Origin of the sequence: Kitasatospora sp. NPDC059795 (assembly GCF_042732175.1) — a bacterium.
Lineage (GTDB): Bacteria > Actinomycetota > Actinomycetes > Streptomycetales > Streptomycetaceae > Kitasatospora.
Window position 1 is genome coordinate 273274 of record NZ_JBHWID010000010.1, and the last position, 21617, is coordinate 294890.

The 21617-nt window shown below is 73.8% G+C and carries 18 protein-coding genes; 12 read left to right on the forward strand and 6 right to left on the reverse strand.

The window, feature by feature from the left end:
- The first annotated feature begins 23 nt into the window (after window positions 1-23).
- The gene (locus ACFV4P_RS22200; RefSeq protein ID WP_380473553.1) at window positions 24-1067 is read left to right on the forward strand and encodes a glycosyltransferase family 2 protein; all 1044 of its coding nucleotides are present in this window, start codon (window positions 24-26) and stop codon (window positions 1065-1067) included.
- A 66-nt stretch (window positions 1068-1133) separates the two neighbouring features.
- Window positions 1134-1751: an acyltransferase gene (locus ACFV4P_RS22205; RefSeq protein ID WP_073808189.1), complete on the forward strand. Its 618-nt coding sequence runs from the start codon at window positions 1134-1136 to the stop codon at window positions 1749-1751.
- 5 nt (window positions 1752-1756) lie between these two features.
- On the opposite strand, the gene ACFV4P_RS22210 is transcribed toward ACFV4P_RS22205, so the two are convergent.
- Window positions 1757-3373: an LCP family protein gene (locus ACFV4P_RS22210; protein WP_380473555.1), complete on the reverse strand. Its 1617-nt coding sequence runs from the start codon at window positions 3371-3373 to the stop codon at window positions 1757-1759.
- A 130-nt stretch (window positions 3374-3503) separates the two neighbouring features.
- Window positions 3504-4292, reverse strand: a complete 789-nt coding sequence (locus tag ACFV4P_RS22215; RefSeq protein WP_380473556.1) for a TIGR03089 family protein — start codon at window positions 4290-4292, stop codon at window positions 3504-3506.
- Between the two features lie 118 nt (window positions 4293-4410).
- Here ACFV4P_RS22215 and ACFV4P_RS22220 point away from each other — a divergent pair, with 118 nt between their 5' ends.
- Window positions 4411-5325: a DNA-3-methyladenine glycosylase family protein gene (locus tag ACFV4P_RS22220; protein ID WP_380473558.1), complete on the forward strand. Its 915-nt coding sequence runs from the start codon at window positions 4411-4413 to the stop codon at window positions 5323-5325.
- Window positions 5326-5344: 19 nt separating this feature from the next.
- Here ACFV4P_RS22220 and ACFV4P_RS22225 read toward each other — a convergent pair whose 3' ends face one another.
- Genes ACFV4P_RS22225 through ACFV4P_RS22235 form a run of 3 tightly spaced genes read right to left on the reverse strand, consistent with a single transcriptional unit; the run spans window position 5345 to window position 8229 of the window.
- Entirely contained in the window at window positions 5345-6646 is a 1302-nt protein-coding gene (locus tag ACFV4P_RS22225; protein WP_380473560.1) for a coenzyme F420-0:L-glutamate ligase, read from the reverse strand.
- Window positions 6643-7623 (reverse strand): 2-phospho-L-lactate transferase, encoded by a 981-nt coding sequence (gene cofD / locus ACFV4P_RS22230; RefSeq protein WP_380473562.1) that lies wholly within the window; start codon window positions 7621-7623, stop codon window positions 6643-6645. Before cofD ends, ACFV4P_RS22225 begins: the two co-directional genes overlap by 4 nt.
- A 21-nt stretch (window positions 7624-7644) precedes the next feature.
- Entirely contained in the window at window positions 7645-8229 is a 585-nt protein-coding gene (locus ACFV4P_RS22235; protein ID WP_380473564.1) for a cysteine dioxygenase, read from the reverse strand.
- Window positions 8230-8855: 626 nt separating this feature from the next.
- Here ACFV4P_RS22235 and ACFV4P_RS22240 point away from each other — a divergent pair.
- The 3 genes from ACFV4P_RS22240 to ACFV4P_RS22250 all read left to right on the forward strand — a co-directional run bounded on the left by ACFV4P_RS22240 (window position 8856) and on the right by ACFV4P_RS22250 (window position 14906).
- Window positions 8856-9128 (forward strand): WhiB family transcriptional regulator, encoded by a 273-nt coding sequence (locus ACFV4P_RS22240; protein WP_033255587.1) that lies wholly within the window; start codon window positions 8856-8858, stop codon window positions 9126-9128.
- Between the two features lie 195 nt (window positions 9129-9323).
- A complete protein-coding gene (locus ACFV4P_RS22245) occupies window positions 9324-13202 on the forward strand; it encodes a glycosyltransferase (RefSeq protein WP_380473566.1) in 3879 nt (1292 codons plus the stop codon).
- A 6-nt stretch (window positions 13203-13208) separates the two neighbouring features.
- Window positions 13209-14906 (forward strand): DUF5719 family protein, encoded by a 1698-nt coding sequence (locus tag ACFV4P_RS22250; RefSeq protein WP_380473568.1) that lies wholly within the window; start codon window positions 13209-13211, stop codon window positions 14904-14906.
- 57 nt (window positions 14907-14963) lie between these two features.
- Here the strand turns inward: ACFV4P_RS22250 and ACFV4P_RS22255 are convergent, their stop codons facing one another.
- Window positions 14964-15410, reverse strand: a complete 447-nt coding sequence (locus ACFV4P_RS22255; protein ID WP_073808198.1) for a metallopeptidase family protein — start codon at window positions 15408-15410, stop codon at window positions 14964-14966.
- A gap of 34 nt (window positions 15411-15444) precedes the next feature.
- On the opposite strand from ACFV4P_RS22255, the gene ACFV4P_RS22260 reads away from it, so the two are divergent.
- The 6 genes from ACFV4P_RS22260 to ahcY all read left to right on the forward strand — a co-directional run bounded on the left by ACFV4P_RS22260 (window position 15445) and on the right by ahcY (window position 21567).
- Window positions 15445-15891, forward strand: a complete 447-nt coding sequence (locus tag ACFV4P_RS22260) for a DUF3499 domain-containing protein (protein WP_380473570.1) — start codon at window positions 15445-15447, stop codon at window positions 15889-15891.
- A gap of 102 nt (window positions 15892-15993) precedes the next feature.
- Complete coding sequence (locus ACFV4P_RS22265; RefSeq protein ID WP_380473605.1) at window positions 15994-17382, forward strand: phosphomannomutase/phosphoglucomutase; 1389 nt, start codon at window positions 15994-15996, stop codon at window positions 17380-17382.
- Between the two features lie 125 nt (window positions 17383-17507).
- The gene (locus ACFV4P_RS22270; protein WP_073808201.1) at window positions 17508-17690 is read left to right on the forward strand and encodes a Trm112 family protein; all 183 of its coding nucleotides are present in this window, start codon (window positions 17508-17510) and stop codon (window positions 17688-17690) included.
- Window positions 17691-17723: 33 nt separating this feature from the next.
- Window positions 17724-18890, forward strand: a complete 1167-nt coding sequence (locus ACFV4P_RS22275) for an SIS domain-containing protein (RefSeq protein WP_073808202.1) — start codon at window positions 17724-17726, stop codon at window positions 18888-18890.
- A 70-nt stretch (window positions 18891-18960) separates the two neighbouring features.
- Window positions 18961-19935: a cation diffusion facilitator family transporter gene (locus tag ACFV4P_RS22280; protein ID WP_380473573.1), complete on the forward strand. Its 975-nt coding sequence runs from the start codon at window positions 18961-18963 to the stop codon at window positions 19933-19935.
- A gap of 183 nt (window positions 19936-20118) precedes the next feature.
- Window positions 20119-21567, forward strand: a complete 1449-nt coding sequence (gene ahcY, locus ACFV4P_RS22285) for an adenosylhomocysteinase (RefSeq protein ID WP_380473575.1) — start codon at window positions 20119-20121, stop codon at window positions 21565-21567.
- Window positions 21568-21617 lie beyond the last annotated feature (50 nt).

A 21617-nucleotide genomic window follows, 5' to 3' on the forward strand; every position in this document is an offset into this window, starting at 1 on the left:
CCGCGCCGGTACGCTCGGGCACGATGAACATCAAGGCTGCTGAGGAGCTGCCGGCGGTCTCCGTGATCATGCCGGTGCTCGACGAGGAACGTCACCTGCGCACCGCCGTCCACCGGATCCTGGAACAGGAGTACGGCGGCGAACTGGAGGTGGTGATCGCACTCGGCCCGTCCACCGACCGGACCGACGAGATCGCCGCCGCCCTGGTCGCCGAGGACCCCCGGGTGCGCACCGTCCCCAACCCGACCGGCCGCACCCCCGCGGGCCTGAACGCCGCGATCCGCGCCAGCCGGTACCCCGTGGTGGTCCGGGTGGACGGCCACGGGCTGCTGACGCCCGGTTACATCGCCACCGCCGTCCGGCTGCTCGACGAGATGGACGCCGCCAACGTCGGCGGCATCATGCACGCCGAGGGCGAGACCGAGTGGGAGCGGGCCGTCGCCACCGCGATGACCTCGAAGATAGGCGTGGGCAACGCGGCCTTCCACACCGGCGGCCTGGCCGGCGCCGCCGACACCGTCTACCTCGGGGTGTTCCGGCGCGAGGTGCTGGAGCAGCAGGGCGGCTACAACGAGGAGTTCATCCGCGCCCAGGACTGGGAGCTGAACTACCGGATCCGGCAGGCCGGCGGGCTGGTCTGGTTCACCCCGCAGCTGAAGGTCACCTACCGGCCCCGGCCGAGCGTGCGCGCCCTCGCCAAGCAGTACAAGGACTACGGCCGCTGGCGCCGGGTCGTCACCCGCTACCACCGCGGCTCGGTCAACCTGCGCTACCTGGCCCCGCCGGCCGCCCTGCTCGGCGTGGTCGTCGGCCTGGTGCTCGGCGCCGCGCTGCACCCGGTGTTCCTGGTGCTGCCCGGCGGCTACTTCGCGGCGATCGTCGCGGGCGGCCTGGCGGAGGGCCGCGGCCTGTCCGCCAAGGCCCGGGTGCAGGTTCCGCTGGCGCTCGCCACCATGCACCTCAGCTGGGGCTTCGGCTTCCTCACCTCGCCGCGCAAGCTGGCCCGCAAGGTGATCGCCTCCACCCCGCCCGCACCGATCGACCCGGCCGCCGCCACCGGCGTCTGACGCACCGTCCAGGACGGCCCCCGGGAACGCCGGACGGGGGCCGTCCGCCCGCGCTAGGGTCGCGCCATGACGAGCAGCGACCCCAGGATCGAGGCCACCGCCGACGTCGACCCGCGCGCCGCCGTCGGCCCGGGCAGCACCGTCTGGCACCTCGCCCAGGTCCGCGAGCACGCCGAGATCGGTGCCGAGTGCATCATCGGCCGCGGCGCGTACGTCGGCCCCGGCGTGAAGCTCGGCGACCGGGTCAAACTCCAGAACCACGCCCTGGTGTACGAGCCCGCGGTGCTGGAGGACGGCGTCTTCGTCGGCCCCGCCGCCGTGCTCACCAACGACCTGTACCCGCGCTCCGTCGACCCCGACGGCCGGCTCAAGCGCGGCGACGACTGGCACGCCCGCGGCGTCACCCTCCGGCAGGGCTGCTCGATCGGCGGCCGGGCCGTGCTGGTGGCCGGCGTCACCGTCGGCCGGTGGGCGCTGGTCGCGGCCGGCGCGGTGGTGCACCGGGACGTCCCCGACTTCGCGCTGGTGGTCGGCGTGCCGGCCCGCCGGGTCAAGTGGGTCGGCCGGGCCGGCGAACCGCTGGAACCCGCGGGCGACGGCCGTTGGCGCTGCCCGCGCACCGGCGAGCAGTACACCGAGACCGCCCCCGACACTCTCGTCCCGGACGCCGAACTCCCGGCCTGAGCAGGCTACTTGGCCTTCGACGCGCACACGTTGGTGTCGTCCGCCCGGACTCGCTGGAGGTCCTTCGGGGCCTCGGTCGGCGCCGCCGACGGCCCGCCCGCCCCGACGTAGTCGGCGCCCAGCACCACCGACACGCCGCCCGGCCGGCCGCCCGCCCGGACCGCCGTCGCGGGCAGGCCGAGCGTCGCGGCCACCGCCTGCGCCCGATCCTCCCGACCCGCCGGGTAGAACACCGAACTGGCCTGGTGGACCTCCGTGTTGGCGCCGGCGGCGGACAGTGCGAAGCCCCTCGCCCGCAGCACCGAGACCGCCTTCCCGGCCTGCCCGGGCGTCCCGGTGCCGTTGCGGACCGTCACCCGCACCGTGTCCGCGTCCGCCGGCGGCTCCGGGGCACTGTCGGACGGCGACGGCGAGGGCGTCGCCGACGGCTGCTGGGCGACCTCGGTCAGCGAGCGGTCCGCGGCGATCATCGCGAACAGCTGCTGGGCGTCCCCGGGCTTGAGGACCAGCCGGTTGTTGTCCGTCGGGTCGTCGAGCACCGGCACCGTGGTGAAGGTGATGTTCCGGGCGTTCACCCGGGAGACGTCGAGCGCCAGGTCCTTCAGCCGGCCGACGTCGTTGATGGCGCTGTCCACGGTCAGCGCCTTGGTGGCGGCGTCCGCCAGGTCCCACAGCTTGCCCGGGCTGGTCAGCGTGTCGCTGCTCTTCATCTTGCGGATCATCGAGCTGATGAACTGCTGCTGAAGCGGAATGCGCGTCAGATCGCCCCCCAGGCCCACCGCGTGCCTGGTCCGGACGAACGCCAGCGCCTCCTCGCCCTGCACCACGTGCCGCCCGGCGCTCATCCGCAGGTGCGAGTACGGGTCGTCGATGGCGGTGGCCGCGCACACCTCGACACCGCCGACCGCCGTGGAGAGCGACTTCACCGCCTCGAAGTTGACCATCATGAAGTGGTCGATCCGGACGCCGGTCAGCTTCTCCACGGTCTTCCAGGTGCACCCCGGGTCCCGACCGGCCTGCCCCAGGCTGGTGTTGAACATCGCCCGCGGCTCGCCCGGGATCCGCTTCCCACCGGTCCGGCACTCCGGGACGGCCACCATCAGGTCGCGCGGGATCGACAGCACCGTCGCATTGCTGCGGTCCTTGGCGACGTGGAACAGCAGCGTGGTGTCCGCGTGCCCGGCGGACCCCTCGTCGCCGTACGCCCGGCCCAGGCCGACCCGGCTGTCGGTGCCGATCACCAGCAGGTTCAGCGCGTCGGTTGCCTGCGGGCGCTCCGACTCGTCGCCGACCTGCACCTTCACCGAGGAGATGTTCCGGTTCAGGTGCCGGTACACGTAGAACGCGCCGCCGCAGCCCGCCACCAGCAGCAGCCCCAGCGCGCCCGCCACCCAGGCCAGCACCCGCCGCCCGCGCACCACCCGGCCGCGCCGCCGCGCCGACCGGCCGCCCACCACCGCCCTGGCGCCCGCCCGGACGGACGGCCTGGCCCGCGCCGCCCGGGGGCGGCGGCCCGCGTCCAGGTCGAGCCGGAACTCGCCGGTCGCCGGGTCGAGCACCCACTGATCGGCGGGGTCGACGTCCGACTGCCCCGAGTGGTCCGAGCGGTGTCCGCTGTTCATCCGGGCCACCCTAGACGAGCCCGCCCGGCGATCCGCCCGGCTCGGAGCCGCCGTCACCCGCCGGAGCGGCGGGAAACGACAACGGCGCGCCCCACCGGGACGGTGGCGCACGCCGTAGCGGCCTGCTTGCTCAGCCGAGCCGCAGAGTCACCCGTTCGGATTCGATCCGCTGCTGCCATTGACGATCCGTCAACTCGCCGGAGTTGCGGCACAGTACGACCGACGCCCCGGCCGCCAGCGGCGCCAGCAGACCCGCCTCCAGGCCCGCCCAGTCGTCGAACGACAGCGTCGACAGAACGCGGCTCCCGCTGTCCAGACCCAGCCGCGCCACGCCCTCCCGGGCCAGTGCCACCGCCTGCTCGCCCGTCAGCTTCAGCGCCAGCCCGTCCACCGACGTCTCCAGCGCCACCGCCTGCGGATCCACCGGCGAGTACGGGGCGAACCGGTCGCCCTGGCTCGGCACCTCCGCCGCGTAGTCCAGGAACCCGTCCGGCCGCTGCGGGAACCGGCCGCCCAGCGGGCGCAGCGCCAGCGCCACCCGCTCGCCGGGGCACTCCTGCGCCGCCGCCAGACCGTCCGGACCCGACACCACCAGGTCCGCGTCCTTCGGCTCGCCGCCCGGCACCGGGACCACGCCCACCGACCAGCACGCCAGCAGCCACACCGCACTCTGCCAGTGCGCCGGCAGCAGCAGCGCCGCCCGGTCGTCCGGCGAGGCGTTCAGCTCGTCCTGCAACAGGTTGGCCGTCTTCGCCACCCAGTTGTCGAAGGTCTTCGCCGACAACTCCACCCGTTCCCCGGTCGAGTCGTCGTAGAAGGTCACCAGAGGGCGGGACGGATCGGCACCGGCCCCGGCGCGCAGGTAGGCCTGCAGCAGCTCGGCGGGGGTGCGGGCGTCGGCAGCGAAAGGCGCAGTCATGGTGCGCCCCAGCCTACGTCCTGTGTACGCCCGGACGGGAGGGTGCCCGCCCGTCCACCCGCCGCGCCGCGTTACCCTCGCAGACGCCCCCGCCACCCGCACACCCCGAGGAACCCCGATGCCGGACCGGACCCGACAGTGGCGGCCCGGGTACCCCCTCGACCTCGGCCGCACCCTCTACCCGCTGCAACGCGGCACCGGCGACCCCGCCTTCCGCCGCGACCCCGACGGCACCGTCTGGCGCGCCTCCCGCACCCCCGACGGCCCCGGCACCCTGCGCATCCGCCCCCACCACGACGAGATCACCGCCACCGCGTGGGGCCCCGGCGCGGACTGGCTGCTCCAGCAACTCCCCGCCCTGCTCGGCGCCGAGGACGACCCCGCCGGCCTCGTCCTCCCGCCCGGCCCGCTCCGCGACGCCCAACGCGCCTGCCCCGGACTCCGGTTGACCCGCACCGGCCTCGTCCTGGAATCCCTCGTCCCGGCGATCCTGGAACAGAAGGTCACCACCGGCGAGGCCTACCGCGCCTGGCGCACCCTGCTCCGCGACCACGGCGCCCCCGCCCCCGGCCCCGCCGCCGACCTCGGCATGCGGGTCGCCCCCTCCGCCCGCGACTGGTCCCTCGTCCCCAGCTGGGCCTGGCACCGCGCCGGCGTCGACCCCAAACGCTCCGCCACCGTCCAACGCGCCGTCCGCCTCGCCGCGAAGCTCGAAGCCGTCTCCGCCATGCCCTCCGCCGACGCCTTCGCCCGCCTCACCGCCGTCCCCGGCATCGGACTCTGGACCGCCGCCGAGACCCTGCAACGCAGCAACGGCGACGCGGACGCCGTCTCCGTCGGCGACTTCCACCTCCCCGACATCGTCGGCTGGGCCCTCGCCGGCCGCCCCCGCAGCGACGACGCCCAGATGCTCACCCTCCTGGAGCCCTACCGCCCCCACCGCTACCGCCTCTGCCGCATCCTCCCCCTCACCGGAGCCCGCCCCCCGAAGTACGGCCCGCGACTGACCCCGAACGATCACCGCAGACGGTGACGGGCTCCGGAGGGCGGCCCTACCTGACCCGCAGGAAGTCGTCCGCCACCCGGGGCCGACGCTCCTTCGGGGCCTCCGCCGGCCGGCCCACCGCAATGGCGCCCATGGGGTCCCACTCCGCGGGCAGGTCCAGGACGTCCCGGACGGTGTCCCGGCAGAACATCGTGGACGACACCCACGCCGACCCGTACCCCTCGCCGTTGAGGGTGACCAGCAGGTTCTGCACCGCGGCCCCCATCGCGACCGTGAACATCTCCCGCTCCGCCCCCGCCCGCCGCGCGTCCGGGTAGCTGTGGGCGCCGTCCGTCACCAGGCAGGGAACCACCAAGTACGGCGCGTCCCGCAGCACTTGACCCCGGGCCGTGCGCCGCGCGATGCGCTCCTCGGACCAGCCGTCGAGCTCCCGCAGATCCCGTTCCCACGCGCCGAGCATCGCGTCCAGCAGCCGCTCCCGGCTCTCCGCCGATTCGAGCAGCACGAACCGCCACGGAGTGGTGTGGTGCGGCGCGGGCGCGGTGAGGGCAGCCGCCACGGCACGCCGGACCGCGCCGCCGTCGACCGGCTCGGAGGTGAACGCCCGGACGGTGCGCCGCAGCGTGACGGCCTCCCGAACGGCCTCCGACGTCCCCAGCCGGAACATGTCGTCCACCGAGGGACGGACGATCGGCCGGGCCCCGTCCCCGTCCTCCGCGGTGACGAGGTGCGACAGGCCGCGCACGACGGCCACCGGCGTGCCGCTGGTCTTGCCCTTCACCAGGTCGGCCGCCGCGGCGAGTTCGTCGACGGTGGCGGTGACCGTCTGGAACAGCTCGTTGCCGTGGCTGTCGGTCCGCCCGCGGTGGTCCTCCATCGCGGGGATCCCGGCCGCCCCGATGGCGACGTCGGTGAGGCCGTTGCGCCAGGGCCGCCCGAAGGTGTCGGTGACGAGGACGGCGAGCCGACGGCCGGTGAGCTGCTGGAGCCGGGCGCGGATGCGGCGGGCCGACTCGTCCGGGTCGACCGGCAGCAGCAGGATCGTGCCGGCGGCGGTGTTGGACGCGTCGACACCGGCGGCGGCCATCACCAGGCCGTTGCGGTTCTCGACGACCCGGATCGGCCCGCGCCGGGCGACCAGCCGGACGGTCTCGGCGTCGATCGCGGCTTCCCGGTCGTCCGCGTGCAGCAGCCGCCCCTCGGCCTTGGAGACCACCTTGGAGGTGATCACCACGATGTCGCCGTCCGCGAACTCGCCCGCCTTGTGGATCAGTTCGGCGAGGTCGTCGCCCTCGCGGACCTCCGGCAGCCCGGTGACGGGCAGCACCCGCAGTTCGTCGGCGGTCACTTGGCGGCCTCGGCGACCTGGGCGGCCAGCTCCAGGGCGGCGCGGGCCATCGCGGCGGTGGCGTCGACGTCGGTCATCATCAGCGGCACGGCCCGGCAGGCGATCCCGGCGGCCTCCACCTCGGCGACCGCGCCGGCGTCCGCGCTGTCCACCAGCCAGCCGTCCAGCAGCCCGCCGTTGCCGCGCGAACCGTAGTGCTTGGCGACGGCCGCGGCCGAGGTCTCCACGCCGACGGCGGCGAGCACCTTGTCGGCCATGCCGCGCACCGGCGCGCCGCCGACGATGGGGGAGAGGCCCACCACGGGGGCGCTCGCGCGGGCCACCGCCTCCCGGATGCCCGGGACGGCGAGGACGGTGCCGATCGACACGATCGGGTTGGACGGCGGCAGCAGCACCAGGTCGGCGTCGGCGATGGCCTCCAGCACACCGGGCGCGGGCTTCGCGGTGTCCGCGCCGACCGGAACGATCGCCTCGGCGTCGACGGCGGCGTGCAGCCGCACCCAGTACTCCTGGAAGTGCACCACCCGCGGCCCGTCCGCGTCGCTGATCCGGACGTGCGTCTCGATCCGGTCGTCGCTCATCGGCAGCAGTCGCACGCCCGGCTTCCACCTGTCGCACAGCGCCTCGGTGACGGCGGACAGCGGGTAGCCCGCGGCGAGCATCTGAGTGCGGACGATGTGGGTGGCGAAGTCCCGGTCGCCGAGCCCGAACCACTCGGGGCCGACGCCGTAGGCCTTCATCTCCTCCTTGATCGACCAGGTCTCCTCGCGGCGCCCCCAGCCCTGTTCCTCGTTGATGCCGCCGCCGAGGGTGTACATCACGGTGTCCAGGTCGGGGCAGACCTTCAGCCCGTACAGATGGATGTCGTCGCCGGTGTTCCCGATCACGGTGATCTCGTCCGACGGCGAGACCGCCGCCTTCAGGCCGCGCAGGAACCTGGCCCCGCCGATCCCGCCCGCCAGTGCAGTGATTCGCATGGCCAACATCCTGCCAGCGGCTCAGTGCACCCGGTGACGCTGCTCCCGGACGGCGGCCGGGTACTGGTTCATCTCGACCAGGCCGGGCGTGTACAGGTGGACGGAGACCGCGGGCTCCAGCGCGGCGTTGACCATCTCGTGCAGGTGGCCGGTGGCGAACACCCGCAGCCCGCCCGGGGCCAGGGTGCGCGAACCCTCGCCGCCGGCCGTCAACGCGCGTTCGGTGAGTTCGCCCTGAAGGACGGTCATCACGCCGGTGGAGGGGCCGTGGTCGTGGAAGCCGCTGGACTGGCCGGGCAGCCAGCTGAGCAGCCACACCTCGTAGCCGGGGCCGGTCTCCAGCCGGGCGTACCAGCGGGTCAGCGCGTCGTAGCGGACCAGCGGCTCCCAGCGGGCGCGGTCGGCGGCGATCTCCCGGACCAGCCGGGCGTAGCCGGCGACGGTGGTGGGGTGCGCGGGCAGGTCGGTGCGGGCCAGGTGCGGGAAGGCCGTCGGGTCGCCCGCGATGGACACGTCGCTCAGACCGTCCGTCCAGCGCGGGGCGGCGACGGAGAGGGGCGGGCGCTTGCGGTCGCGGTTGCGCTTGCGGAAGCGGGGCATTCGCACGGTGTGACGTCCTCGGGTATTCGGCTGCGAGCAGGGATCAGCCGGATCCGCGAGAGCGTTCAGGGGGGACTGTCGCGCGGTCGGCCTCTGTTCCGGGGGCGGCGCGCGGTGGGACGCGTGCGCCTAGATACAGCGGAGACAGCGGCAACAACACGAGGAGTCCGCGGCAGCACCGAGGAGCGCGCGGCGGCGCTGGTCGGCGAAGAGGGCCGGGGACTCGGACATAGAGGAAAGCAGACCGCAACCGACCCTCCAGTGTCAAGGAGCCAGGTCGGACATTCGGGTCACATCGCCGTGGAACCACCGGATGGGGTGATAAACGCCCAATCGGGTTTGGATGGGAAGATCACGGGGAAGGCACGGCGTGAGATCGCCTCGGACCCGTGCGGCCGGACGCGATCGGGCGGGCTGACGGCAGATCAGGAACCATGCGCGATGTCCGGGTTGTCCGGATATGTACACTATTCGTAGTGGCTTGGTTCCGGGGAGTGAATCCTTGGCCCAATACCAGAGCTCGGCTTGACTGGGCCAGAGTGACGCAACTGTAATTTCTCTCGTGTCGTTCCGCCGCACCGGCAACGGCAACACCACGGGGACGCCAAGAGGGGCAGAGGAGGCGCGCCAGAATGAGCGAGCTCTTTGAGCTGTTGATCGGTGAGGGCATCGAGGAAGAAGAAGAGGAACTCGGCTGGCAGGAGCGCGCGTTGTGCGCCCAGACGGACCCTGAGTCGTTCTTCCCCGAAAAGGGCGGATCCACCCGGGAGGCCAAGAAGGTCTGCCTGGCGTGCGAGGTCCGCGCCGAATGCCTGGAGTACGCCCTCGCCAACGACGAGCGGTTCGGCATCTGGGGCGGCCTCTCCGAGCGCGAACGCCGCCGTCTGAAGAAGAGCGCGGTCTGACTCCCTGCAGACCTCACCCGTGTCGGCGCCTCACCAACCGGTGGGGCGCTTTGGCATTTCCCGCAACACCCGGGCCGGCAGCGCCGATACCCGCTGCACGCTCTCTTCACACCACCCGGGACAACCCGACCACCCGGAGCCGTTAGTGTGGTGCGTCATCTGCCGTCAAACCCGAACCGGTGGTCCGCGCACCCGATGACTGTCTACAGCCACCAGAGCGGCTTCTCCGCTGCCAGGCCACCCGCCTACCCGCGTCACCTGGTCACCGCGGTGATCGTGTCGCACGACGGCGCCCGCTGGCTGCCTCAGGCGCTCGCCGGGCTGCTCGGCCAGGACCGGCAGGTGCAGCGCATCCTCGCCGTCGACACCGGCTCCACCGACAACTCCCCGCAGCTGCTCGCCGACACCCTCGGCGACTGGCTCCCCGACAGCGGCCCGCAGATCCTCGGCCGCCGGGTCGGCTTCGGCCGCGCCGTCGGCGAAGCCGTCTTCAACAGCCCGCCGCTGCGCCCCGAAGACCTCTCCTACAGCCTCGACCCGTCCGGCTACGACCCGGTCACCGGCGGCTGGGACGACTTCGGCGACCCGCTCGGCGCCGAGGACGACCTCGGCCGCGGCGGACCGCGCGAGACCAAGCCGGTCGAGTGGCTCTGGCTGCTGCACGACGACTGCGAACCGCAGACCGACGCCCTGCGCCGCCTGCTCCAGGTCGCCGACTCCACCCCGACCGCCGCCGTGGTCGGCCCCAAGCTCCGTTCCTGGTACGACCGCAGGCAGTTGCTGGAGGTCGGCGTCACCATCGCCCGCTCCGGCCGCCGTTGGACCGGCCTCGACCGCCGCGAACAGGACCAGGGCCAGCACGACCAGGTCCGCCCGGTGCTCGCCGTCTCCACCGCCGGCATGCTGGTCCGCCGCGATGTCTTCGAGGAACTCGGCGGATTCGACCGGGCGTTGCCGCTGATGCGCGACGACACCGACTTCTGCTGGCGGGTCAACGCCGCCGGCCACCGGGTGGTGGTCGCCCCCGACGCCGTGCTCCGGCATGCCGAGGCCGCCAGCCGCGAACGCCGCGCCATCGACTGCGGCCCCGCCCACCCGCACCGGGTCGACAAGTCCGGCGCCGTCTACACCCTGCTCGCCAACTCCAAGGGCGCGCTGTTCCCCTACGTCCTGCTCCGGCTGATCATCGGCACCCTGCTGCGGGTGATCGTCAACCTGGTCGGCAAGGACCCCCGGCAGGCCTACGACGAGATCGCCGGCCTCGGCCACGAACTGCTGCGCCTGCCACGGCTGATGGCCGCCCGCGCGCGCCGCCGCAAGACCCGCTCGGTCGACTCGCTGGACGACCGCACCCTGTTCCCCGCCCCCGGCGCGACCGTCCGGCTCGCCGTGGAGAACGTGGTCGGCTCGCTCGGCATCGGCGGCGCCGACGAAGCGGGCGCCGGCCGGCACGGCTCCGTCGAGTCCGGCCCCGGCGAGGACGACACGGACGACCTGGTGGTCGAACAGTTCGCGCTGCTGAAGAAGTTGGTGCGGCGGCCCGCCCCGGTGCTGTTCGCCGCCCTGCTGCTGTTCTCGCTCGTCGCCTGCCGCAACCTGATCGGCTCCGGCTACCTGCAGGGCGGCGCGCTGCTGCCCGCCGGCGACGGCGCGGCCGGCCTGTGGAACATGTTCGCCGACTCCTGGCACCCCGTCGGCACCGGCTCCACCGCCACCGCCCCGCCCTACCTCGGCGTGCTGGCCATCCTCTCCTGGGCGCTGTTCGGCCACGCCGACCTGGCGATCACCCTGCTCGTGGTGCTCTCCGTGCCGCTGTCCGCGGTCGGCGCCTACCTGGTCTCCCGGCCGCTGATCGCCTCCAAGCTGGTCCGCGCCTGGGCCAGCGCCAGCTACGCGCTGCTGCCCGCCGCCACCGGCGCGCTCGCCCAGGGCCGGATCGGCACCGCGGTGCTCGCCGTGCTGCTGCCCCCGCTGGCCCGCGCCGCCGCGATCACCGCCGGTCTCGGCATCCGCAAGGAGACCGCCGCCAAGGGCGCCCGCCCCGGCTGGCGCTCCGCCTGGATGACCGTGCTGATGCTCACCGTCAGCACCGCCTTCGTCCCGCTGATCTGGGCCATAGCGGTGCCGCTCTGCGCGGCCGCGCTGGTCCACGCGGTGCTCCGCGGCGGCGCGTTCGGCTCCGGCATGCAGGCGGTGCGGCTGCTCGGCCTGCGCGTCGCGGTGATCCTCGGCGTGCCCGTGCTGGTGCTCGCCCCCTGGTCGATCGACGTCCTCACGCACCCGTCCCGGCTGCTGCTGGAGGCCGGCGTGCCCGGCTTCAGCGGCCCGGCCGCCGACCCGCTCGGCCTGGTGCTGGTCAACCCCGGCGGCGCCGGCGTCCCGCCGGTGTGGCTGTCGGCCGGCGTGGTGCTGTCCGCGCTCGCCGCGCTGCTGCGCGCCGACCGCCGCCGCGCGGTGCTCGCCGCCTGGGGCGCGGCCGCCGCCGGACTGCTCTTCTCGGTCGCCGTGGCCGGCACCGTCGTCACCCCCGCCTCCGGCGGACCCGACACCGCCGCCTGGGCCGGCCCGGCCACCCTGCTGGCCGGCGTCGCGCTGCTGGCCGCCGCCGCGATCGGCGCGGACGGCGCCAATGCCCGCGTCTCCGGCATCGCGTTCGGCTGGCGTCAGCCGGTCGCCGCGCTGGTGCTGGCCTTCGCCGTGCTGGCCCCGGTCGGCACCGCCGCCTGGTGGGCGATCGTCGGCGCCGACGGCCCGCTGCGCCGCGACACCGCCGCGCAGGTCCCGGCGTTCATCGCGGAGGCCGGCGACACCACCGACCGCTCCCGCACCCTGACGATCAACGGCGACGCCGACGGCACCGCCGTCCGCTACGCGCTGGTCCGCGGCGCCGGCCTGACCACCGGCCAGGCCGAGGGCACCGTGGACGCGGCCGCCGACCAGCAGCTCGGGCAGATCACCGCCAAGCTGCTGGCCGGCTCCGGCGGCGACCTGGCCCGCACGCTGGCCGGCTACGGCGTCAGCTACATCCAGGCCAAGGACCCGGTGCTCGGCAAGGTCCGGGACGTCCTCGACACCACCCCGGGCGTGATCCGGCTCAGCCTCGACCACGGCGTCGGCCTCTGGCAGGTCTCCGCCGTCCCCGGCAGCCGCGCCCAGATCGTCAGCCCCGGCACCGTCCCGGTGATCGTCCCGGCCGGCGACCACGACATCTGGACCAAGATCCCGGCCGGCCCGGCCGGCCGCCAGCTGCGGCTCGCCGAACAGGCCGACCCGGCCTGGGAAGCCACCCTGGACGGCAAGCCGCTCACCGCCGTCACGCTGGACGGCTGGGCGCAGGGCTTCCAACTGCCGCCCGAGGGCGGCCGACTGGAGGTCACCCGCAGCGACGGCCTTCTGCACACCGGCTGGGTCTGGGCGCAGCTCGCGCTCGGCGTGGTCGTGCTGGTGCTCGCACTGCCCGGCCGCCGCAACCACAACGACGACGACCTGCCCGAGGAGGTCGTCGCCGCCCAGGCGCTGGCCGCCGCCGCGCAGGCCCAGGCCCCCGCCCCCGGCAGCCGCCGGGCCCGCCGGCTCGCCGAACGCGGCGAGGGCGAGGACCAGGGCGCCGAACCCGGCGTCTACGCCACCGGAGTCCCGGCGCAGTCGGCCGGCGAACCCGAGCCCGCCGAGGCCTACCGGGCCGAGCCCGAGCCGTTCGCCGACCCGTACCAGGCCGACCCCTACCAGGCGAACCCGTACCAGCAGCAGGGCTACCAGTCCGACGGCTACGGCTACGACTACACCCAGCAGCAGCCGGTCGGCGCGCCCTACCAGCCCGAGACGTACGACCAGTACGGGCAGCCGCAGCAGCAGCAGCAGCCCGGCTACGGCTACGACGCCCCGCCCGCCCAGGGCTGGACCGACCCGTACGCGGCCGACGCCGGCTACCAGCAGCAGCAGAACGGGCAGCAGAACGGGCAGCAGGACGGGCAGCAGCAGGCCTGGCTGCCCGAACAGCAGCAGCCCACCACCTACTACGACCCCAACGACCCCTACGGCGGCCACCCGCAGCAGCCCGGAACGGGGAGCTGACCCGAGATGAAGAAGCCCACCCTGAAGGCCCCCAAGCTGAAGGCCCCCGGACTGAGCGCGGTCAAGGGCGGCAGCCGCACCGGCCAGTCGCTGCTGGCCGGAGCCGCCGTGCTCGGCCTGGTGTTCGGCATCGCCGAACTGCGCGCCCCCGCCTCCCCGACGGCCGGCGCGGGCGGCCAGCGCACCACCACCCAGGTGGAGCGCACCTCGCTGGTCTGCCCGATGCCGCTGCAGGGCGCCGTCGGCACGACCAACCTGACGCTGTTCAGCCCCGAGGGCGGCACCGGCGGCGCGGGCACCGGCCTGCTCGCCGACGTCACGCCCGACAACGTGCTGGCCGCGCAGAACCCCGTCCGGCCCCCCGCCGCGCCCTCCGGCGACCCGTCCGGTCAGCCCTCGGGCCAGCCGTCCGGGCAGGCGTCCGGCCAGCCCTCGGGGCAGCCCTCGGGGCAGGCGTCGGGCCAGCCGTCGGGCAGCGCCGCCAAGGGCGGCCCGCCGGTGCTGGACAGCCGGATCACGCTCGCCAAGCCCGGGGTCCCGGCCACCGGGCCCGCGGCCAACAACAGCGACGCGGGCGGCGCCTTCGCGATCGCCACCGGCAACCTCGCCCCCGGCTTCACCGTCACCCAGACCACCAGCACTGAGGGCATCGCCTCGCTGTCCGGCGTCCGCTGCGCGCCCTCCGGCACCAGCTTCTGGTTCGCCGGCGCCAGCACCGTCAACGACCGCAGCGACTACGTCACCCTGGTCAACGCCGACAGCCTGCCCGCCGTGGTCGACCTGCGGCTGTACGGCGACAAGGGCCTGATCGACAACGATCTCGCCACCGGCATCGCGATCGCCCCCGGCACCTCGCAGTCGTACGCGCTCAACGGGTACAGCAAGGGCCAGGTCGCCGACCTCGCCGTGCACGTGGTCGCCCGCAGCGGCCGGGTCGGCGTCGGCCTGCACGCCCGCGACGGCAGCAAGGGCGCGGACTGGCTGGAGCCGTCCGTCGACCCGGCCCCGACCGTCACCGTCCCGGGCATCCCCTCCGACGTCACCACCGCCCACCTGGTGGTGGCCACCGACTCCCCGGACGACGCCGACCTGAAGGTCCAACTGTCCGGCAAGAACGGCTGGTTCACGCCCGCCGGCAAGGAGTCCATCCACGTCAAGGCCGGGATGACCGCCACCCTGGACTTCCAGTTCACCGCCGACACCCGGGACGGCGCCAGCGCGATCCGGCTCACCCCGTCCGACCCCGCGCACGCCGCCCCCGTGGTCGCCGGGCTGCGGGTCGACCGGGAGAACAAGGGCAAGACCGAGTCCGCCTGGCTGGCCGGCGGCGCACCCGTCGGACCCCGGGCCTCGATCGCCGACAACCGCGGCGGACAGACCGCCCTGATGCTCACCGCCACCGACACGGACGCCAAGGTCCGGGTCACCTCCTCGGCCGGCGCGAGCGGCGGCACCCCCGCGACCAAGGAGGTGTCCGTCGCGGCGGGCACCACCGTCAGCGTGGACGGCCTCGACCCGGCCGGGGTGAACGGGCCCTACGCGATCACCGTGGAGACCCTCTCCGGCGGCCCGGTACTGGCCGCCCGCCAACTCTCCATCGGCGTCAAGGACGTCCCCACCTTCACCACCCAGCAGCTGCGCGACGACCACGCCACCGTCCAGGTGCCGCACGTCGCCGGCGACCCCGGAGTCGTGCTCAAGTGACGCACCGGCCGGGGGCCCTCGGGTCCCCGGCCCGCTCCTTGCCGCTCGGCCCCCGGCCTACTCCTCGCCGTAGCGCGGGTCGATCGCGTCCGGCGACAGCCCCAGCAGCTCCGCGACCTGCTCGATCAGGATCTCGTGGACCAGCGCGGCCCGGTCCTCCTTCGACTTGGCGCGGATCTCCACCGGCCGCCGGTAGACCAGGATCCGGCTGCGCCGCCCCTTCGCGCCGGGAATCACCCGGCCGAGCGGCACGCCGTCCGGCTCCGGCTCACCCTTGACGGGGAGCGGGACCTCCAGGACGGCGAACTCCACGTCCTCCAGCTGCGGCCAGCGCCGCATCAGCCGCTCCATCGACTCCCGGACGTAGTCGTCGAAGAGCTCCGACCTGGTCAGCGAGATGGGCACCTGCGGCGGGGCCAGTGGCCCGCGCAGGCCGCGGCCGTGCCGGTCGCGGTGCCTGCGGCGACCGGGACCGGGCGGGGACGAAGGTGTCGAGCTCTCCATAGCAGGGTCGAGCGTAGTCCCTGGATGCCCGGAAGTGGACCACCCGAGCACGCCGCGTGACGGCGCGGGGACACGCGAGCCGGGGGCGGGTCTTCGCGGCCCGGTCCCACTTGCGGTACCGTCCACCCTCGTGAGCTCTGTACGTCGTTGTTCGCGGACCGCGTGCGGCCGTCCGGCCGTGGCGACACTGACGTACGTCTACGCGGACTCCACCGCGGTGCTCGGCCCGCTCGCGACGTACGCCGAACCGCACTGCTACGACCTGTGCGCCGAGCACGCCGAGCGCCTCACCGCCCCGCGCGGCTGGGAGGTGGTCCGGCTGGCCGCCGAGACCAACCCGCTGCGGCGCAGCAGCGACGACCTGGAGGCGCTGGCCAACGCGGTGCGCGAGGCCGCCCGCCCGCCGCGCCAGAGCCCCCCGCCGGACGGCGAGGGCGGCCGCCGCGGCCACCTGCGGGTCCTGCGCTCCCCGGACAGCTGACACCGGCCCGTTCCCCGGGCCGGGTACGCTGCCCCTCAGCGGCTTCGGACGGTGCGTCCGGTATGCGCGCGCAGCACATCGCAGCACACACACGGGAGCATTCTGGTGCGGGACCTCAAGCAGCTTGTGAAGGCGTACGACGTCCGGGGCGTGGTGCCGGACCAGTGGGACGAGTCGCTGGCGTACGCCTTCGGTGCGGCCTTCGTCGAGGTGGTCGGCGGCAACGCGATCGTCGTCGGCCACGACATGCGCCCGTCCTCGCCCTCGCTGTCCCGCGCGTTCGCCGAGGGCGCCGCCTCCCGCGGCGCCGACGTGGTCGAGATCGGCCTGTGCTCCACCGACCAGCTGTACTTCGCCAGCGGCAGCCTGGACCTGCCCGGCGCGATGTTCACCGCCTCGCACAACCCCGCCCAGTACAACGGCATCAAGCTGTGCCGGGCCGGCGCCGCCCCGGTCGGCCAGGACACCGGCCTGTCCGACATCCGCGAGCTGGTCGAGTCCTGGCTGGACGAGAACGGCACGGTGCACGTCCCCGCCTCCGACGCCGCCACCGGCTCGCTGTCCGCCAAGGAGACCCTGGACGGCTACGCCGCGCACCTGCGCAAGCTGGTCGACCTGGCGGAGATCCGCCCGCTGAAGGTCGTCGTCGACGCGGGCAACGGCATGGGCGGCCACACCGTGCCCACCGTCTTCGCCGGCCTGCCGCTGGACGTCGTCCCGATGTACTTCGAGCTGGACGGCACCTTCCCCAACCACGAGGCCAACCCGCTGGACCCGGCCAACCTGGTCGACCTGCAGGCCAAGGTCCGCGAGGTCGGCGCCGACATCGGCCTGGCCTTCGACGGCGACGCCGACCGCTGCTTCGTGATCGACGAGAACGGCGACCCGGTCTCCCCGTCCGCGATCACCGCCCTGGTCGCCGAGCGCGAGATCGCCCGCGCCCAGGCCGCCGGCGAGGCGCAGCCGACCATCATCCACAACCTGATCACCTCCTGGACCGTCCCCGAGGTGGTCCGCGACCTCGGCGGCGTCCCGGTCCGCACCCGGGTCGGCCACTCGTTCATCAAGCAGGAGATGGCCGTCACCGACGCCGTCTTCGGCGGCGAGCACTCCGCGCACTACTACTTCCGCGACTTCTGGCGCGCCGACACCGGCATGCTGGCCGCCCTGCACGTGCTGGCCGCCCTCGGCGAGCAGCAGCAGCCGCTGTCTGCGCTGACCGAGCGGTACAACCGCTACGCCGCCTCCGGCGAGATCAACTCCACCGTCGCCGACCAGGCCGCCGCCACCGAGCTGGTCCGCGCCGCCTACGCCGGCCAGGAGGGCGTCACCGTCGACGAGCTGGACGGCCTCACCGTGGCCGGCCCGGACTGGTGGTTCAACCTGCGCGCCTCCAACACCGAGCCGCTGCTGCGCCTGAACGCCGAGGCCAAGGACCCGGCGAAGATGGCGGAGCTGCGCGACGGCGTCCTGGCCATCGTCCGGGCCTGACCGCCCGGTCAGCCAGCCGCTGACTTTTCCCGTGCCCCGGCCGGTAGGGTTGCCACCGGCCGGGGTACTGCTGTGTCACCGGCCGTCCGTACCGCCGCAGCCCACAGATCCGGAGCCCGACCACCATGAGCCTGCCGTCCTTCCTGCTGGAGATCCTGGTCTGCCCGGAGTGCCGCGCGCCGCTCGCCGAGGAGATCCAGGACGAGACCCACGAGCTGCGCTGCACCGGTGAGGGCTGCGGCCTGGTCTACCCGGTGCGCGACGGCATCCCGGTCCTGCTGGTGGACGAGGCCCGCCGCCCGTCCTGACCCTGCCCCGTCAGTCGCTGGAGGCCAGCCGCCATGTTCGACGACTCCCTGCTGGACGACCCGGCCGCCCTGCAGCGCGCCGACCGCCGACGTGAACTGCTGGCGCTGGCCGGGGCGGGCGCGCGGATCCGGGTCGCGCTGCGCCGCGCCGACGCGGCCGGCGTCAACTCCCTGAACCCGGAGGGTCGTCCGCGCGCCGTGCTGGTCGCCGGACACGGCGGGGTGCTGACCGCGGCGGCCGTGCTGGCCGCGCTGGCGGTGCCCAACTGCCAGGTGTGGCCGCTGCCGCCGTCCGACGCACGCCCCGCCGGGCCCGCGTTCACCGACGGAGAGACCTGGCAACTGCCCGGCTGGGCAGGCCCGTTGGACCTCGTGGTGCTGGCCAGCGCGGGCGGCCGCGAAGGCGGGATGATCAACCTCGCCGAGCAGGCCTACACCCGCGGCTGCGCGATCGCGGTGATCGCCCCCGACGGCTCGGAGCTCGCCGAGGCGGCCCTCCAGGTCCGCGGCCTGCCGCTGCCGTTCGAGCCGAGCGCGGTGGAGCCCGACGGCGCCGACGCCGAACCCGACCTGCCCGCCGAGGACCCGGCCGCGCTGTGGGCGGTGCTCGCCCCGCTGCTCACGCTGGCCGACCGGGTCGGGGTGGCCCCGCTCGCCCCCGGCTCGCTGGAGGCCGCCGCCGACCGCCTCGACGAGGTGGCGGTGCGCTGCCGCCCCGACGCCCAGGCGTACGACAACCCGGCCAAGACGCTGGCCGGCCAACTCGCCGAGACCGTCCCGCTGCTGTGGTCCGACGGCGCCGCGGCCGCGGCCGTGGGGGAGCGGTTCGCCGCCGCGCTCGCCGACCGGGCCGGCCTGCCCGCGCTGACCGCCCGCCTCCCGCAGGCGCTGACCGCGCACCGCGGCATGTTCAACGGCCGGCTGGGCGCCGGCGCCGACCCCGACGACTTCTTCCGCGACCGGGTCGACGAGCCGGTGCCGCTGCAGCTCCAGGTGCTGATGCTCCGCCACACCCCGGGCGTCGCCGAACTGGAGGCAGCGGCCTGGCCGGTGGCCCGGGCCCGCCGCCTCGCCGCCGCCCACGAGGTGCGGATCACCGAGCACGCCTCCAGCCTGGAGGACCCGCTGCAGGCGCTGGCCGAACTGATCGGCCTGACCGACTTCGCCGCCGTGTACCTGGGCCTGGCCACCCGGAACTGACACGGTATCGTCCCCTCTCGTCAACCAAGGCCCGGCAAAGTCAGGGCCCGCTGCGGAGGGAAGTACCGGGTTGAGTACCGAAGGCGGCACCAAGGCTCTGGTGGCGGCACTGTCCGCGAACCTCGGCATCGCGGTCAGCAAGTTCGTGGCGTTCGCGTTCTCCGGCTCGTCCTCGATGCTCGCCGAGGGCGTGCACTCGCTGGCCGACTCGGGCAACCAGGTGCTGCTGCTGGTCGGCGGCAAGCGCTCGCAGCGGGCCGCCACCGAGGAGCACCCGTTCGGGTACGGCCGCGAGCGGTACGTTTACGGGTTCCTGGTCTCCATCGTGCTGTTCAGCCTCGGCGGCATGTTCGCCATCTACGAGGGCTACGAGAAGATCAGCCACCCGCACGAGCTGGAGAACTGGTACTGGCCGGTCGGCGTGCTGCTGTTCGCCATCCTGCTGGAGGGCTGGTCCTTCCTCACCGCGTTCCGCGAGGCGTCCAAGGCCAAGGGCAAGCACGGCTGGGCGTCCTACATCCGCCGCGCCAAGGCCCCCGAGCTGCCCGTGGTGCTGCTGGAGGACAGCGGCGCGCTGGTCGGCCTGCTGCTGGCGCTGCTCGGCGTCAGCCTGACCGTCGCCACCGGCGACGCGGTCTGGGACGGCATCGGCACCCTGTGCATCGGCCTGCTGCTGGTGGTCATCGCGCTGGTGCTGGCCCTGGAGACCAAGTCGCTGCTGATCGGCGAGTCCGCGGACGCCGAGGTGGTGGCGAAGATCCGCGAGGCGCTGGTCGACCACGACACCGTCACCGGCGTGATCCACATGCGCACCCTGCACGTCGGCCCCGAGGAACTGCTGGTCGCCGCGAAGATCGGGGTCAACGCCGAGGACAGCGCCGCCGTGGTCGCCGAGGCGATCGACCGGGCCGAGGTCCGGGTCCGCAAGGCCGTGCCGATCGCCCGCGCGATCTACCTGGAGCCCGACATCTACTCCGAGGAGAAGGCGCTGGCCGGGCCGGACGCCGACGCGACCCCGGGCGGACCGGGCCCGAACGCCCACTGACCGCCGCCCGGGCGGTGTAGATTCGTCCGCAGTGCCAAACGTCGCTGCTGATGGCGGTCGATCGGAGCCCGCTCCGGTCGAGGGAGAGAGGTCCTCCGACGGATTGTGCCGCAGCGGAGGGCCGACACCGACCCTCTGCCGCTCAGCACACCCGTAACCAGGCCCATGCAGCGAGGAGTTCGCATGTCCACCCAGCCCGCCGGCGACTACAAGGTCGCCGACCTCTCCCTGGCTCCGTTCGGTCGCAAGGAGATCCAGCTCGCCGAGCACGAGATGCCCGGCCTGATGTCGATCCGCGCCGAGTACGCGGCCTCCCAGCCGCTGGCCGGCGCCCGCATCACCGGCTCGCTGCACATGACCGTGCAGACCGCCGTGCTGATCGAGACCCTGACCGCCCTGGGCGCCGAGGTCCGCTGGTGCTCCTGCAACATCTTCTCCACCCAGGACCACGCCGCCGCCGCCATCGCGGTCGGCCCGAACGGCACCCCCGAGGACCCGCAGGGCGTCCCCGTCTTCGCCTGGAAGGGCGAGACCCTGGAGGAGTACTGGTGGTGCACCGAGCAGGCGCTGACCTGGCCGAACGGCCAGACCCCCAACATGATCCTGGACGACGGCGGTGACGCCACCCTCCTGATCCACAAGGGCGTCGAGTTCGAGAAGGCCGGCGCCGCGCCGTCCCCCGACACCGCCGACAACGACGAGTTCCGGATCATCCTGGAGCTGCTCAACCGCACCCTGGTCGAGACCCCGCAGAAGTGGACCGAGGTCGCCGCCACCATCAAGGGCGTCACCGAGGAGACCACCACCGGCGTCCACCGCCTGTACGAGATGCACCGCGACGGCAAGCTGCTGTTCCCGGCCATCAACGTCAACGACTCGGTCACCAAGTCGAAGTTCGACAACAAGTACGGCTGCCGCCACTCGCTCATCGACGGCATCAACCGCGCCACCGACGTCCTGATCGGCGGCAAGGTCGCCGTCGTCTGCGGCTACGGCGACGTCGGCAAGGGCTGCGCCGAGTCGCTGCGCGGCCAGGGCGCGCGCGTCATCGTCACCGAGATCGACCCGATCTGCGCCCTGCAGGCCGCCATGGACGGCTACCAGGTCACCACGCTGGACGAGGTCGTCGAGATCGCCGACATCTTCGTCACCACGACCGGCAACAAGGACATCATCATGGCCTCCCACATGGCCCGGATGAAGCACCAGGCCATCGTCGGCAACATCGGCCACTTCGACAACGAGATCGACATGGCCGGCCTCGCCCAGCTCCCCGGCGTGGTGAAGACCGAGGTCAAGCCGCAGGTCCACGAGTGGCGCAAGGAGGACGGCCGCACCATCATCGTCCTGTCCGAGGGCCGCCTGCTGAACCTGGGCAACGCGACCGGCCACCCGTCGTTCGTGATGTCCAACTCCTTCGCGAACCAGACCATCGCGCAGATCGAGCTGTACGCCAAGACCGAGCAGTACCCGGTCGGCGTCTACGTCCTGCCGAAGCACCTGGACGAGAAGGTCGCCCGCCTCCACCTCGACGCCCTCGGCGTCAAGCTCACCACCCTCTCCCAGGAGCAGGCCGACTACATCGGCGTCCCGGTCGAGGGCCCGTACAAGGCGGAGCAGTACCGCTACTGACAGCCGTCAACGCCGGTGCCCGGCACCCCCGTTCACGGGGGCGCCGGGCA